We start from the raw sequence: 15,797 nt of genomic DNA, 5'->3' as shown, positions 1-15,797 counted from the left end.
TAAGGCGTTTTTTTATATATTTATCGTCCAAAACAAACATTCATTATATGATTAATAAAAAAGTCGCATCTGTTGCCGATGCACTGAAAGATATTCAAAATGGGCAGACTATTATGCTTGGCGGTTTCGGACTTTGTGGCATCCCAGAAAACAGCATCGCAGAATTAGTAAAACTTGAAATAACGGATCTGACCTGTATCTCAAACAATGCAGGAGTCGATGACTTTGGATTAGGATTATTACTCCAAAAACGCCAGATAAAAAAGATGATTTCTTCGTATGTAGGAGAAAATGCTGAATTCGAACGCCAGATGCTTTCTGGAGAACTTGAAGTCGAATTGACACCGCAAGGAACTTTAGCTGAAAAATGCCGCGCGGCACAAGCTGGAATTCCAGCCTTTTTTACGCCTGCTGGTTACGGAACCGAAGTAGCCGAAGGAAAAGAAGCGCGTGAATTCAACGGAAAAATGCACATCATGGAAGAAGCCTTCAAAGCTGATTTTTCAATCGTAAAAGCTTGGAAAGGCGATGAAGCTGGCAACCTCATCTTTAAAGGAACGGCAAGAAATTTTAATGCTTGCATGGCCGGAGCTGCAAAAATCACAATCGCCGAAGTAGAGGAATTAGTTCCAGCTGGCGTACTTGATCCGAACCAAATTCACATTCCGGGAATCATGGTGCAGCGCATCTTCCAAGGCGAAAAATTTGAGAAAAGAATTGAACAACGAACCGTAAGACAAAAAAACTAATTATGGCACTTAGTAAAGAAGATATTGCAAAACGAATCGCCAAAGAAGTAAAAGACAAATATTTCGTCAATCTTGGAATCGGTATCCCAACTTTGGTTGCCAATTATGTTAGAGAAGATATTTCCGTAGAATTTCAAAGCGAAAACGGAGTGCTTGGCATGGGGCCTTTTCCGTTTGAAGGCGAAGAAGATGCCGATGTTATCAACGCAGGAAAACAAACTATCACGACACTTCCTGGCGCCAGTTTTTTCGACTCTGCCTTTAGCTTCGGAATGATTCGTAGCCAAAAAGTAGACTTGACAATTCTTGGAGCAATGGAAGTTGCCGAAAACGGTGATATTGCCAACTGGAAAATTCCAGGCAAAATGGTCAAAGGAATGGGCGGTGCTATGGATTTAGTAGCCTCTGCTGAAAACATTATCGTAGCGATGATGCACGTGAACAAAGCAGGAGAATCAAAACTTTTAAAAAGATGTTCTTTGCCTTTGACAGGCGTTGGCTGCGTGAAAAAAGTAGTAACCGAATTGGCGGTTTTAGAAATCGTCCCTGAAGGTTTTAAGCTTTTAGAAAGAGCGCCAGGCGTTTCGGTTGAAGACATCAAAAGAGCAACAGAAGGAAATCTGATTATTGAAGGAACTATCCCTGAAATGGTTATTGACTAAGTTTTCTTATAAAACCAAAAAAGCCGCAAATCAAACTGCGGCTTTTTCTATTATTGTTTATGATATTCGTCAAAAGTAAATTTCTCTGTCCGATACACCTTTCCTTTTTCAGATAACTGGTTTTTTTTCCACTTCCCGTTTTCAAAATTATAACAAGTAGAATCCGAATAAGAAACGACCAATCTGTCAATCGTGTCTTTGACGGTTTCGTCAGGAGAAACATCTACGGTTTTTACCACAAAAGACGTTATCGGATTAGTTTTAAAATCAGGCGTAAACTCGGAATCAACTCCATAACCGCTGTCCCACATGGAATCCCATTGCGAAACCAGCTGGATGCCATCTTCTCCTAAAAAGAACAGAAATTGCGTGTGAGTATAGCCGCAAGCCGCAATGCCATTATCGCAATGAACAAATCGCTTATCAGTACTCGCTTGCTTTGAATCGGTCATGAATTCTTGATTGATACTCCACTCGGCTCCTTCTTCTCTTCCAAAATCAATTCTGACAGGGTGTGAATAAACTTTCTTAGCATTCTTGAAAAAATCAATGGCAAAAAAAGCAGTACGGATACTGTCTTTATCATAAGTTCTTTTCAATTCTGTAATTACAACTTTGTCTGCGGAGATATTGCTTCCTGTAGCGTCTAACATCAACGAATCTTTTTTCAAGGAAGTAATTTCAGTTATAGGAATAGTTTCTGGTTCTGTCTGGACAGCAATTTCTTCTGTTTCTGTTTTTTTATCAGAACAGGAAAGGCATGCGAAAAAAAGCAAGATTAGGATGTATTTCATAGAATTCGTCTTTTAATTTCCTTTCGGTATGGCTGCAATTAATTTTTTGGTGTATTCTTTCTGTGGATTTTTATATAGGACATCTGCATCGGCCATTTCTTCAATCTTGCCTTTGCTCATGACCAAAACCTGATCTGACATGTATTTTACAACAGCCAAGTCATGTGAAATAAAGATATAAGTAAATCCGAAATTCTCTTTCAGCTCGTTCAAAAGATTCAACACTTGCGCTTGAACCGAAATGTCTAAAGCAGAAACTGACTCGTCACAGACAATTAATTTTGGCTGAAGGGCAATCGTTCTGGCAATTCCAATTCGCTGTCGCTGTCCTCCAGAAAATTCATGTGGATACCGATCAAAATACTCTTCGCCTAATCCTACTCTTTCTAAAATCTCGATGGTTTTTAGTTTGCGTTCCGCATCATTTTTATACAACTTATGGACTTTCATAGGTTCCATAATGGCTTTACCAACAGGAATTCTAGGATTTAAAGACGAATACGGATCTTGAAAGATAATCTGGATTTCCTTTCTCAGCGCCCGGATATCTTTTTTGGGAAGTTTCATAATATCGACACCTCTATAAAAAATCTGGCCTGCCGTTGCTTTATCTAATTGCAGTATGGCATTTCCTAGAGTCGATTTTCCGCATCCCGATTCGCCGACAAGTCCTAGTGTCTCGCCTTCATAAATCTTAAAACTGACATCATTCACGGCTTTAAAACCAGTTCTTTTTCCAAACAATCCTGCCGTAGAAAAATATTCTTTTTCGACATTTTTTACTTCGAGAATCGGAATTTGGCTATATAATTTCTCATGTTCCTTTTTTCGCTTGTCGGCAGTAATAATTTCTGGGTTCACGGAATTTTCCAGATAATCTTTTATGGTTGGAAGCCTTTTCAAACGAACATTCAAAGAAGGTCTTGAGCTCACTAAAGCTTTTGTATAGATATGCTGCGGGTTATGAAAAACATCCGAAGCATCGCCTTGCTCAACGATTTCGCCTTTGTACATGACCAAAACCCGGTTGGCAATTTCAGAAACTAGCGCCAAATCGTGCGAAATAAACATAATGCTCATCCCTGTTTCTTGTTGGATATCTTTCAGTAATTGGATAATTTCTTTCTGTACGGTTACGTCTAAAGCCGTTGTAGGCTCATCCGCAATAAGGATTTTGGGCTTGCAGGCAATCGCCATCGCTATCATAACGCGCTGTTTCTGTCCGCCAGAAATTTGGTGCGGATAGCTTTCATAAATTTTCTCCGGGTTGGGAAGCTTTACCTTTTCGAACAGCGCAAGCGTTTCTTTTTTTATTTCCTTTTTAGAAAGTCGGGTATGCTGCAGCAGCATTTCTTCTACTTGAAAGCCACATTTTAAGGAAGGATTCAACGAACTCATTGGTTCTTGAAAAATCATGGAAATCTCCTTGCCTCTCAAATTTCGCAGTTTCTCTTTTGAGAGCTGTGCTATGTTTTTGCCTTGAAAAAGTATCTCTCCATTAGAAATTTTAGAAATATTTTTAGGAAGCAGTCCCATAACGGCAAGAGAAGAAACTGATTTCCCAGAGCCCGATTCTCCGACAATTCCTAAAATCTCATTGCTTTCTAAAACGTAGCTTATAGAATTGATGATGGGCTTAAAGATTCCTTCTTTTTTAAAAAAAATTTCTAAGCTGTTAACTTTTAACAATGGCTGTTTTTTCATGTGTATAAAAATAGCAAAAACGATTGTACATAAAAATAAAACCTTCGTTCCTTTTTGGACGTATATATTTTATGATTCTTTTATAAAACATTGGTATTTCTTACATATTTCGTTTAATATGTTTGTTTTCAGTGCTATTTGAAATAAAATTTTCAAAACATTATTGAATATGAGACAATTCGCTATATTTGAAAAAATTTTAAAAACCCTTAAAACGCACCCCAAGTGATAAAAAATTCCACTTCCTATTTTAAAATAGGTGCTCTGTTATTTTTATTTGCTATTTCCTCTATAGGTTTTGCACAAGATAAACATGACATTGAGCAGATTACAAAAAATTACGACTTAAAAAAGCTTAAGGAGCTTGAAGAAAAGTACCGCGAACAAGCGATAATTGAGAAAGAACATGCCTTAAAGGTTGCGAAATCAAAAAACTGGCCTGAGTTTTTTAAAAATGAAAATGGCACGGTCGACGAATTGATGAAAGTAACGCCTGATGGATTTCCTATTTATTATTCGCTAAACAATGTTGCCGCGGCAAGATCGACAAGAACTAACTTTTTAAATACTGGTGGTGCTCTTGGCCTTAATTTGGACGGACAAGGAATGACAGCCCGTGTTTGGGACGGAGGAAAAGTCAGAGCTTCGCACCGTGAATTTCAAGGTAGGATTACTGTTGAAGATGCTATGGCTGGCGCAACAGGAAATAATTTCCATGCTACCCACGTTACAGGTACGATTGCAGCTGCGGGAATCAGTGCGAATGCAAAAGGAATGGCTACTCAAGCACAAGTAAGGACTTTCAACTGGACTAATGACCAAAGCGAAGCTCTTGCAGAAATACAATTAGGAATGCTTCTTTCTAACCATTCTTACGGAGTTCCGATTGTGAATCCGAATAGTGGAGAGTTCGCTCCGGATTGGTACATTGGAGGCTATACGGCCGACACAAGAGCTTGGGATGAAATTGCTTACAATGCTCCCTACTACTTAATGGTTGCTTCGGCAGGAAATAACGGAAATGATGAAAATCCTTTTGCTTTAGCTTTTGGATATGACAAGCTAACGGGGAATAAAACAGCTAAAAACAATCTTGTCGTTGCAAATGCACAAGATGCTGTTATTGTTGCCGCAACCGGGAATTTGTCAAGCGTTGCGATTAATTCTAGCAGCAGCCAAGGTCCTACTGACGATTTTAGAATAAAACCAGATATTACTGGAAACGGTACAGGTTTATTTTCAACTTTTGAAACATCGGATTCGGCCTATGGAACTCTTTCTGGAACTTCTATGGCTTCTCCAAACGTTACAGGAACATTATTGCTTTTACAGCAATATTATAGGATAAAGAACAATCGTTTCATGAGAGCGGCTACCTTAAAAGCATTGGCTTGCCATACGGCAGATGACGCTGGTAATCCAGGTCCAGATGCTGTTTTTGGATGGGGATTGCTGAATGCTAAAAAAGCGGCTGAAACAATTACAGCAAACGGATTAGGCAGTGTAATTTCTGAAGAAAAACTACAACAAGGGCAAACATTTACAATGACCGTAAATTCAAACGGTGTAGATCCATTACAGGCAACTATTGTTTGGACTGACGTTCCTGGAACGCCAAACAACAATGGAATTGCAAACGACCCAACACCAGCACTTGTAAATGACTTAGATATCCGAATTACAAAAGGAGCTTCAACGTATTTCCCATGGAAATTGCTAGCTGATCCTTCTGCAAATGCGGTAAACAATGGCGATAACAATGTTGATAACGTCGAAAAAGTAAATGTTTCTGGAGCTTCAGGAACGTATACTATAACTGTAACGCACAAAGGAACATTACAATTAGGGCCTCAAAATTTCTCTCTTATTGTAACAGGAGTAACTTCAACATTTGCGTTGACTTCCCTTTCGGAAGACCAGACAATATGCAGTACTAATACAGCAACCTATAATTTCAGATATACTACTACGACTGCCGAAAGCACTGCTTTTTCAGTAGTGGATCTTCCTGCTGGAGCTACTGCTAACTTAAGCACTTCTTCTTCTTCAGTAAATGGAGATGTTTCTATGGTAATTTCTAATCTTCAAAATGTTGCTCCTGGTGAGTATACTATTGGACTTAAAGGTACTCGTGGGGCTGAAACTGAAACTAAATATGTTGTCTTAAGAGTTTACAATACAAATTTCCAAAATACGGTGCTTTTAACGCCAACAAATAACAAAGCTGGTCTAGCTACTGCGTTTGAGTTAAAGTGGGAAGCATCTGTTAATGCTGAATCTTATATCGTACAAGTCGCAACAGATAGCAACTTCGCTAATCTGATCCTAAATTTAGAAACTACAGACACATTCTATGCTTTAAGCGACCTTACTACAGAATCAGAGTATTTTTGGAGAGTAATGCAAAAAAACAGATGCGGCCAAGCTGCTACTAGCACTGCATTCAATTTCAAGACTGGAGTCCTAACGTGCAATAATATTTTTACTGCTACTGATTTTTCTCAGGCTGCTATTGCAGATGTTGAGGATTCTCAAGGTTTCGTACCTATTACCGTAACAGGAGGCATGACTGTTGGAAGCCTTACAGCCACTATCAATATCACGCATACGTATATCGAAGATATGACCATCTATCTGGAAGGACCAGAAGCAATCGGCTCTCCTATTATAAAATTATTCCAAGAGCCTTGCGGTGATAATGATAACATTTCGGCCACTTTAAGCGATGCCGGAAGTGCTTTTTCATGCCGTACTACTTCCCCTTCAATCATCGGAACAGTACAGCCTTTTGAAGCTTTGAGTAATTTCAACAACCTCCCTGCAGACGGAGTATGGACATTGTATGCGGTTGATCCTTATGAAGGCGATGGAGGTGCAATTACAGCATTCAGCCTTAATTTCTGCAATGTTGTTGTTTCTAATCTTAGCGTTGGTAACAATGAATTGCTAAATGTTTCTGTATATCCGAATCCTACAAAAGGTATCTTGAATGTAAGATTACCTCAAAATTCTGAGAAAACTACTTTATACTTGAACGACATCCAAGGAAGAAGAATTCTTACGAAAGAAACTGCCAATACGGATGAAGTTTTAAATATTGAAAACTTATCGGATGGAGTCTACATCCTTTCTATCCAAAATGGAAGTCTGAAAACGACTAAAAAAATTGTCTTGAACAGATAATTTATTTTCAAATGTAAATCACTGATAATTAGTCCCGATTGCAAAAAAAGCAATCGGGATTTTTATTTTAAACAGCCCAGCTTCTTTATTCTAAAAAAGTTTTGGCACGCAAATTGGATAAGGCTAAATAACCTTACTTTTTAAGGTTCGAAAAAGCTGAAAATCGCAAGAGTAGGCAGGAACTCAAATTATCTTGATTATGAAAAGAATTACTCTCTTAGTGGCTAGTATTTTAGTACTTGGAAACACAGCGAATGCAGAAGTAACTCAACTTTTTGGCGAAAAAAGTTTTATTACAAATTTTAACGATGAGCCAATAACATTTATTGAAAGGGGAATTGCCTTTTATGTTTTTCCTGATGGCCAATTCGATTTTAATACAGAACCAACTGTTGGCGACGGTGACTTATATTATAAAAACGGCAAAAGAAGCTCAAGTGCCAATGTAAATAACACTTATGGTGCTCTAGGCGTAATACGTCCAGCACAAGGCATCCGAATAGAACATGACAGCCAAGGCAGGATCAGACGTATCGGAAACGTGTTTATAAATTATGACGCTCAAGATCGAATTAAAAGAATCGGTTCTGTATATATGACTTATAATCGTTATGCTTTGTCTCAAGTCGGTGGCCTCCAGCTTATCTACAGTCGTAATGGCCAAATAATAGATACTGTCGGAAGCGTAAAAGGAAATGCTTACGCAGGAAACACAGGAAGTTCTTATTACTACGGAAGCAGCAGTAATTATGGAAACAATAGTAATGACAACTATTATTATAAAACGAACGCGACAAATCCTTCTAAAAAATAAAATGCTTGAAAAAGAAAAATGCCTTGAAATTTCAAGGCATTTTTTATTTAGATATGTATTATTTCTTCTTCAATAAGCAAATCTTCGCGTCTCAATCGCAGTAAAATTTGTGCTACAGCAATGACATCTTTTTCGCAATACGTAATAATCCGATCAATATCTTTTTCTACATAATACACATGCCCGACATCGCTTCCGCTGATATCGTCTTTCGGCGAGGGAATATTTAAAACGTTAGTCAGTAGCTTTAAAGAAGTATAATGCTTGAAATCGCCAAACTTCCACATTTCTAAAGTGTCTAGATGAGGAACTTCCCAAGGCTTTTTTCCGAAAAGATTTAGCTTGTTCGGAATTCTTATCTGATTGATAATCATTCTTCTTGCAATAAAAGGAAAGTCAAACTCTTTAGCATTATGCCCGCACATGATATGCTGCGGCTTGTCAAAGTGATTATCCAGCAGGTTGCTGAAATCTCGGAGTATCTTCTTCTCTTCTCCAAAAAAGGAGGTAACTCTGAAATGACGGATATCACTTTTAAAAGTAAAATACCCGACCGAAATGCATACTATTTTACCAAATTCGGCCCAAATTCCAGCTCTATCATAAAATTCTTCCGCGGTAAATTGTTCTTTTCGCTGGTATTGCGTCTTTTGGTCAAATAATTCTTTTTTTTCCTCGTCTAAGGCATTAAAGGCTTCTTCTTCTGGAACAGTTTCAATATCCAGAAAAAGAATGTTTTCTAGGCTAATTTTGTCTATCATGGCGTATCATTTTATAAGTTTCTTCTATATATACATAAAAATCGTTTCTGTGGAAATTGCCGTCTGCTCTTTCATCGCGCTCGCGTCCCAGTCTCACAATAATTAAATCATCGTCTGGTATTACAATTACATATTGTCCCAAATGTCCTTGCATGTAGTAAAGCGGCTTATTGAGATGATCGCTGATCCACCAACCATAACCGTACATTGGTGCATCTGAGAATCTAGGAGTTATGCATTGTTGCACAAAAGCCGAATCTAAAATTTGTTTTCCGTTCCATTTGCCGTGCTGTTTGTATAATTTCCCGAAGCGAGCAAAATCTCTAGCATTGCTTGCGATACAGCAATAAGCTTTCTCAATTCCGTTTGGATTATCGAGCTGCCAAAGCGCTTCATTCTCAGCTCCAAGCGGCTTCCAAAAGTGTTCTGAAACATAATCAGCCAAATGCTCGCCTGTTGCTTTTTCAATTATCATGGAAAGCAATTGTGTATTGCCACTCAAATATTTAAATTCTTTACCCGGTTCTTCGACCACTTTTAGGCCGAGAATAACATCCGTGAGGTTATCATCAAAATAGGCTCTGGTAGTAATTGAAAAAGGACTGTAATAGGATTCGTCCCAATCCAATCCAGAAGACATTGACGACAAATCGCCAACCGTCATCTTATCGCCAAATTTTCCTGAAAATTCTGGAAAAAAATCCGTCACTTTTTGATCTAAGCTTTTAATTTTCCCTTGCATGATAGCTTTTCCCAACGCAGCCGTTACGATACTTTTAGCCATCGAGAAGGAATTTGATTTTGTGTCTTTATCATATCCGTCGTAATAGCTTTCGTACCAAATACTGTCATTTTTGATAATCATGAAAGCTACCGTCTTGAATTTCTTGTTTGTTTCTTCAAGTTCATCCGTTGGTTTTGCCTTATTATATTCTTTGCTGATGGCCCAAGGCTGACCGATTCCTTTCTGTATTTCACGGTTTGGAAATTCTACATAATCTTCAAGAAAGGCTGTCTTTTCTCCGTTCAGATACGTAATCCTCACAGCGCGAATCAGATAACTGAGATCAAAAATATACAGCAGAAGAATCAGCAGGGCAAAAACAACCAGAAACCACAAAAGGAATTTTTTCAGAAATCTCATACGTATCTTATTTAGAATAAACTTTGCTGTTTGACAGGATTTTCATGATCCAGAAGCCATTTTTTTCGCCACAATCCTCCGGCATATCCTGTGAGCGAACCATCTGAACCGATGACACGATGGCAAGGAACTACAATCCAAAGCGGATTTCTTCCATTAGCAGAAGCTACGGCACGAATGGCCTTGACATCGCCAAGACGAATGGAAAATTCTTGATAAGATAGTGTCTTCCCGTATGGAATTTCAAGAAGTCCTTTCCATACTTTTTTTTGGAAATCAGTTCCTGATGGATTTAGCTGGAATGTAAAATCGTTTCTTTTTCCGTCAAAGTAATCTTGTAGCTGGGTTACGGCTTCTCGAAGTTCGTGAGGAATATTGTCAGACAGTGGCTTTCCTTCATCAAATGCGGTAATACTGGAAATTCCGTTTTCATCGCCGCAAATTTCAGCAATTCCGAGTGGTGTTTTGATATAGGCTTGTAACATGGAAAAGTGTTTAAAATCTAAAGTTATGAAAAAAAACTTTCCGATTTAAAATAGGCCGCGAAAGCTTCTTAATTTTCCATGACCAATTTGAAACCGATCCTAGGAATATTTTCAATATTGACTTTGTCTTCGTCTTTAAAAATCTTTCTAAGACGCGATATAAAGACATCTAGGCTTCTGCCCATAAAATAATCATCGTCGCCCCATAGCGAAGTGAGGATTTTTTCACGTTTCAAGATTTCATTCTTGTTATCTAAAAATAATTTCAGCAAAGCAGATTCGCGTTCGGTCAGATTTATTTTGTCTGTATTTCTTGTCAGGCAATAATCATTTGGATGAAACTGAAAGCTTCCTATCTCATAGCTTTTTTGTACTTGTAAAGGTGCTTTAGAGCTTCTTTTTAGGAAAACTTCAATCTTTAGGCTCAATTCTTCCAAGCTGAATGGCTTGACTAAAAAATCATCGGCTCCTAATTTTAATCCTCTAATTCGGTCTTCTTTTAACGATTTCGCAGAAAGAAATAGAATCGGAATTTCAGCATTTGAGTTTCTTATTTCTTGCGCAATTTCAAAGCCGTCTTTTTTTGGAAGCATGACATCCAAAATACATAAGTCGTAGTTTTTTTTATGGAAATTTTTTATGGCTTCAGCACCATCTGAAAAATGCGTAATGTCGTAAAACTGCTCTAAATAATCTATAGTCAAAAACGCCAAGGTAGCGTCATCTTCGACATAAAAAATTTTGCTTTTTTCCATAGTGATTGCTATTTCGGAATACTGATAGTTACAGTAATACCGGTGCTTTCTTGATTGTTTTTAATCGTTATTTTCCACTGGTGCAAAATACAGATTTTCTTGACATAGAACAATCCGAGTCCGAAACCGCCTACTTCATTGCGTTTTGCGCTTGAGATTCGGTAGAATTTATCAAAAATAGCATTTAATTCGGGAGTTTCAATACCAATTCCGTTATCGACAAACTCCAGCTTGATTTCTTTTGGACTCTCTGTAATTTTTATCTGGATTTTTGGCGACGCGTCATTGTATTTTATAGCATTGTCTAAGATATTGTATACGACATTTGAGAAATGAAATTCATCTGCAACAATTTGATAGTCTGATTTTTCGCTTAGTATTTCGATTGAAATTTCCTTTTCATATTTTAAAAGTATGGTTTCTTTGGCCAAGCCAACGATATCCAATAAATTGAATTGTGTCTTTTCAAGCTGCATCATATGCGAATCGCTTTTGGCGATATGCAGGATTTTTTCGATATGCTGGTTCAGCTTATTGCTCTGTTCGATAATAATCTGAACGTATTTTGAGAGTTTTGGATTTTTAACAATTTCCTCCTGATTGCTGGCATAATTGGATGCGATAAGGATTGATGAAATCGGAGTCTTAAACTCATGTGTCATATTATTGATGAAATCGGTCTGAAGCTCGGTGTATTTTTTTTGCTTGATTAAGAGCAATACCGAATAAACATAAATTACCAAAACTAAAATAAGCACTCCCGTATAGACCCAATATTGCTGGAGCGACGTGATATAATTGTATTTGAGTTGCGGAAAACGGATTGCGAAATAATACACCAAGCCTTCTTTTTTAGTAAAGCATTTTTCACATCGCGGCGCTTTTCTGTCGGATGAGGACACATATTTTCCATACATCATTTCGTCTGAACCGCAGTTGTAGATTGCGTATTCGTAATCGATATTCAGTTTTACTTTTTGGAATTCCGTCTTGAGGTAGTATTCTAACACCGTCGCATCAAAAACATCATCGACGTTTACAATATAATAATCATCTGTAATTTTTTTTATCTGGCTGGTTATCGGAATTTCAGTCTTGTTGTCTTTATGGATTTTTGTGACCACATCCTGCAATGCAAAATGTATCTTTTCGCTGAATTCCTTTTTTTCAAAAGCATACGCTTGCGAAAGAGTGAGCAATTGCATAAAAAGGACGCCCACGATAGCAAACAATCCAATGAAAATAATAATATTTAATTTGTTGAATTTCAATATGTGAAGTATGAATTAGAGTACGATATTACTATAAATTAGGGTGCAAAGCAACCCGTTAACAAGTCATTAACAAGAGTTGCAAAATGCTTAACATCTTTATTAAAAAAACTAAATACATTTGTATTGTCCATTTGGAACACCAATCACTAAATCTAAAATTAATTTAAAATTTCTGATCTATGAAAACATTAAAATTATCATTTTTCGCTTTAGCTGGAGCCTTATTATTAAGCGCTTCTTCATTCGCACAAACAGCAGCACCAGCAAAAACACAAGCTGCAGCGACTGCAAAACCAGCATCAAAACCATCTCTAGTAACTTGGACATCTGACGTTCATGATTTTGGAGATATTGCAAAAGGAAAACCAGCTTCTTTTGATTTTACTTTCAAAAACACAACAAAACAAACTATTTTGATTACAAACGTAAAAGCATCTTGCGGTTGTACAGCAACAAATTATACAAAAACTCCTATCAAACCAGGAGAAACAGCTAGCGTAACTGCAACTTATAATGCAGCAAGCCCTGGCCCATTCTCAAAATCAGTTACTGTAACAACTAACGATACTGAGACTCCAAAAATCTTGACTATCAAAGGAAAAGTTATCGAGCCACAATCATAATCTCGATTTATAGAATAAGAAAAGCCATCTCAAAAAGATGGCTTTTCTTATTATTTATCTTTTAAGTGACTATAGAAATAGGCTTCTAATGCTTTTAATTCTTCTTCAGAAAAAGTCTTAGTAATCGCGAAATTTGTTTTCATCACAGAGTATTGGCTCGGATCTACAATCGGCTTGCTTTTCTCTTTCAGGAACAATTTAATGTCGCCATTTTTCTCTTTGTAAATTTTTGCAATCTGTATAATACTTGGCCCAATAACTTTCTGGTCGGGTTTATGGCAGGAATAGCACATTCCTTTTCCGTCAAATATTTCTTGTCCCAGCTGTAGTTGTTTTTCTTCAGCAGATAATGTTGTTTCTGGATACAACGATTCTTTTTTTTCTTCTTTTTGGCAAGAAGCAAGAAATAAGATTGAGAGGATAATAAATAGATTTTTCATAGTATTAAAAACCCTGAAAGGGTTTGAAACCCTTTCAGGGTTGGTGATAATTAATTATTTGTTTAAAATGATAGCCGCTTCTTTCGCAAAATAAGTAGAAATAATATCGGCTCCTGCTCTTTTGATACAATGCAGCTGCTCTATCATAATCTTGTCATGATCTAGCCAGCCTCTTTCTGCCGCTGCCTTAACCATGGCATATTCTCCTGAAACTTGATATACAGAAACAGGGACGTTTACCGCGTTTTTTACTTCTCTTACAATATCCAGATAGGCAATCCCTGGTTTTACCATCACAATATCGGCTCCTTCTTCAACGTCATGAAGCGCTTCTTTAATGGCTTCAATTCTATTGGCATAATCCATCTGATATGTTTTTTTATCTTTTGGAACTTCGTTCACATCAACAGGAGCACTGTCTAAAGCTTCCCTAAACGGACCGTAAAAAGAGGAAGCATATTTAGCGCTATAACTCATAATTCCTACATTGTGGTGTCCATTTTCTTCAAGTGCTTTTCGGATTGCCAAAACACGGCCGTCCATCATATCGCTTGGCGCTACAAAATCGGCTCCTGCTTCTGCATGACTCAAGCTCATCAACGTTAGGGCATCGACTGTCGCATCATTTATGATTTGTCCTTTTTCGATAATTCCGTCATGCCCATAAATTGAATAGGGGTCTAAAGCAACATCAGGCATTACTATCATTCCGGGAACGGCATCTTTGATCGCACGAATCGTTTCCTGCATCAATCCGTTTTTATTCCACGCTTCTTTTCCTGTATTGTCTTTTAATTTGTCATCCACTTTTACATAGATATTGACCGCCTTGATTCCCAAATCCCAAAGCACTTTGACTTCTTTTACGGTCAGATCTAAAGAACGACGGTAGATTCCCGGCATTGACGGAATTTCAATTTGATAGTCTTTTCCTTCTGCCACAAACATCGGAAACATAAAATCGTTTGGTGATAAATGAGTTTCACGAACCAAGCTTCTGATGGATTCATTGGTTCTTAAACGGCGATTTCTTTGTAATGGAAACATAATTATTTTGGATTTGGATTTTGGATTTTGGTTGAAACCGAAATTTAAAATCGATGTTTATTTATAACCAATCTATTGGGTTTTCTAATATTTTGATTAGTTTTTCTTCTTCGCTTCCTGCTTCTGGATGATGGTCGTAAACCCATTGCACGTGTGGCGGCAAGCTCATCAGAATGCTTTCGATTCTTCCGTTGGTTTTTAATCCGAAGAGCGTTCCTTTATCGTGAACCAGATTAAATTCTACATAACGTCCGCGGCGGATTTCCTGCCAGTTTCTGTTTTCCTGTGAATATTCTAGATTTTTTCTTTTTTCTACAATCGGCACATAGGCTTCAAGAAAGCTATTCCCAACTTCTGTTACGAAATCGTACCAATTCTCTAACGTAAATTCCTCAGAAGCTTTGCAATGGTCAAAAAACAAGCCTCCTATTCCTCGAGCTTCATTTCTGTGTGCATTCCAAAAATAGTCATCGCATTGTTTTTTAAACTTCGGATAAAATTCTGGATTGTGCTTATCACAAGCTGTCTTACAAGTCTGGTGAAAGTGCTTAGCATCTTCTTCAAACAAATAATACGGCGTCAAATCTTGACCTCCGCCAAACCATTGGTTGACCGTATTTCCTTCTTTGTCATACATTTCAAAATAACGCCAATTGGCATGAACTGTAGGTACTTTTGGATTTTTAGGATGGATGACCAAACTCAATCCGCAAGCGAAGAAATCAACATCGCCCACATTAAAATAAGCCTGCATTGCTTTTGGCAACGGACCATGTACAGCAGAAATATTGACGCCTCCTTTTTCGAAAACAGCTCCGTTTTCAATAACACGAGTCCTGCCTCCTCCGCCTTCTGTACGTTCCCAAATATCTTCTTTGAATTTGGCTTGGCCGTCCATTTTTTCAAGTCCTGCAGTTATTGTATCTTGAAGATTTTGTATGTAAGCGTAAAATTTGTTTTTCATTATAATTTATGCTTTTGCGGCAGTAATCTTATTGAAAATATCAAAAGAAAACGTCTTGCTTTCTTTTTGGATGTATTCGTAAACAGCAACTGCTTTTTCTTTTAATCCTATTTTTGATTCATCAGATTTTGCCGAAAGCAGTACCAAAAAATCTGCAAATTGTTCTGCGTTTATCCAATCAAAGTGAAATTTTTCCAAATGCTGAATCAATTCGTCAGAAGAAAAACTTGAAATACTTTCAAAAGTCAGTGCTAAGTGCTTTAATTGATTATCCAATTCATCTAAATTCCAATTTTCGGGAATGTAGGTCAAGGAAATCAACTGTTTTAGAATTGTGTTGATTCTTTCATTTTCTTCGTCTCGTAATCCTTTGGTCAGCATTTTATCTTGATTTTTAG

At 37.5% G+C, this 15,797-nt stretch carries 16 protein-coding genes; 5 read left to right on the top strand and 11 right to left on the bottom strand.

Annotation, left to right across the window (positions count from 1 at the left end; translation table 11 throughout):
* Positions 1-47: 47 nt before the first annotated feature.
* Together CLV94_RS07555 and CLV94_RS07550 are read left to right on the top strand one after the other, a co-directional pair.
* Positions 48-749: a CoA transferase subunit A gene (locus CLV94_RS07555; protein WP_121375794.1), complete on the top strand. Its 702-nt coding sequence runs from the start codon at positions 48-50 to the stop codon at positions 747-749.
* 2 nt (positions 750-751) lie between these two features.
* Positions 752-1,411, top strand: a complete 660-nt coding sequence (locus CLV94_RS07550; protein WP_121375793.1) for a 3-oxoacid CoA-transferase subunit B — start codon at positions 752-754, stop codon at positions 1,409-1,411.
* Between the two features lie 50 nt (positions 1,412-1,461).
* Here CLV94_RS07550 and CLV94_RS07545 read toward each other — a convergent pair whose 3' ends face one another.
* Both CLV94_RS07545 and CLV94_RS07540 read right to left on the bottom strand, forming a co-directional pair.
* Entirely contained in the window at positions 1,462-2,205 is a 744-nt protein-coding gene (locus CLV94_RS07545; RefSeq protein ID WP_121375792.1) for a hypothetical protein, read from the bottom strand.
* Positions 2,206-2,217: 12 nt separating this feature from the next.
* A complete protein-coding gene (locus CLV94_RS07540; RefSeq protein WP_121375791.1) occupies positions 2,218-3,909 on the bottom strand; it encodes an ABC transporter ATP-binding protein in 1,692 nt (563 codons plus the stop codon).
* A 225-nt stretch (positions 3,910-4,134) separates the two neighbouring features.
* Between CLV94_RS07540 and CLV94_RS07535 the strand changes: the two genes are divergently transcribed.
* Positions 4,135-7,092 carry a S8 family serine peptidase gene (locus CLV94_RS07535; RefSeq protein ID WP_121375790.1) on the top strand — a complete coding sequence of 986 codons (2,958 nt, stop codon included), beginning with the start codon at positions 4,135-4,137 and terminating at the stop codon, positions 7,090-7,092.
* Positions 7,093-7,291: 199 nt separating this feature from the next.
* Complete coding sequence (locus tag CLV94_RS07530) at positions 7,292-7,906, top strand: hypothetical protein (protein ID WP_121375789.1); 615 nt, start codon at positions 7,292-7,294, stop codon at positions 7,904-7,906.
* Between the two features lie 47 nt (positions 7,907-7,953).
* On the opposite strand, the gene CLV94_RS07525 is transcribed toward CLV94_RS07530, so the two are convergent.
* The 5 genes from CLV94_RS07525 to CLV94_RS07505 all read right to left on the bottom strand — a co-directional run bounded on the left by CLV94_RS07525 (position 7,954) and on the right by CLV94_RS07505 (position 12,322).
* Entirely contained in the window at positions 7,954-8,667 is a 714-nt protein-coding gene (locus tag CLV94_RS07525; protein WP_121375788.1) for a 3'-5' exonuclease, read from the bottom strand.
* Positions 8,651-9,811, bottom strand: a complete 1,161-nt coding sequence (locus CLV94_RS07520; RefSeq protein WP_121375787.1) for a serine hydrolase domain-containing protein — start codon at positions 9,809-9,811, stop codon at positions 8,651-8,653. Before CLV94_RS07520 ends, CLV94_RS07525 begins: the two co-directional genes overlap by 17 nt.
* An 11-nt stretch (positions 9,812-9,822) precedes the next feature.
* The gene (locus tag CLV94_RS07515) at positions 9,823-10,296 is read right to left on the bottom strand and encodes a methylated-DNA--[protein]-cysteine S-methyltransferase (RefSeq protein WP_121375786.1); all 474 of its coding nucleotides are present in this window, start codon (positions 10,294-10,296) and stop codon (positions 9,823-9,825) included.
* Positions 10,297-10,364: 68 nt separating this feature from the next.
* The gene (locus CLV94_RS07510) at positions 10,365-11,051 is read right to left on the bottom strand and encodes a response regulator transcription factor (protein WP_121375785.1); all 687 of its coding nucleotides are present in this window, start codon (positions 11,049-11,051) and stop codon (positions 10,365-10,367) included.
* Positions 11,052-11,059: 8 nt separating this feature from the next.
* A complete protein-coding gene (locus CLV94_RS07505) occupies positions 11,060-12,322 on the bottom strand; it encodes a sensor histidine kinase (protein WP_121375784.1) in 1,263 nt (420 codons plus the stop codon).
* 182 nt (positions 12,323-12,504) lie between these two features.
* Between CLV94_RS07505 and CLV94_RS07500 the strand changes: the two genes are divergently transcribed.
* A complete protein-coding gene (locus CLV94_RS07500) occupies positions 12,505-12,948 on the top strand; it encodes a DUF1573 domain-containing protein (RefSeq protein ID WP_121375783.1) in 444 nt (147 codons plus the stop codon).
* Positions 12,949-12,998: 50 nt separating this feature from the next.
* Here CLV94_RS07500 and CLV94_RS07495 read toward each other — a convergent pair whose 3' ends face one another.
* The 4 genes from CLV94_RS07495 to CLV94_RS07480 form a co-directional block, all read right to left on the bottom strand.
* Entirely contained in the window at positions 12,999-13,388 is a 390-nt protein-coding gene (locus CLV94_RS07495; protein ID WP_121375782.1) for a c-type cytochrome, read from the bottom strand.
* A gap of 54 nt (positions 13,389-13,442) precedes the next feature.
* Positions 13,443-14,435, bottom strand: a complete 993-nt coding sequence (gene hemB, locus CLV94_RS07490) for a porphobilinogen synthase (protein ID WP_121375781.1) — start codon at positions 14,433-14,435, stop codon at positions 13,443-13,445.
* A 61-nt stretch (positions 14,436-14,496) separates the two neighbouring features.
* The gene (gene hemF, locus CLV94_RS07485; RefSeq protein ID WP_121375780.1) at positions 14,497-15,399 is read right to left on the bottom strand and encodes an oxygen-dependent coproporphyrinogen oxidase; all 903 of its coding nucleotides are present in this window, start codon (positions 15,397-15,399) and stop codon (positions 14,497-14,499) included.
* Positions 15,400-15,405: 6 nt separating this feature from the next.
* Positions 15,406-15,780: a hypothetical protein gene (locus CLV94_RS07480; RefSeq protein WP_121375779.1), complete on the bottom strand. Its 375-nt coding sequence runs from the start codon at positions 15,778-15,780 to the stop codon at positions 15,406-15,408.
* Positions 15,781-15,797 lie beyond the last annotated feature (17 nt).

This window comes from Flavobacterium endophyticum (assembly GCF_003634455.1).
GTDB classification, from domain to species: Bacteria; Bacteroidota; Bacteroidia; order Flavobacteriales; family Flavobacteriaceae; genus Flavobacterium; species Flavobacterium endophyticum.
This window is presented reverse-complemented; position numbering and strand designations above follow the sequence as displayed.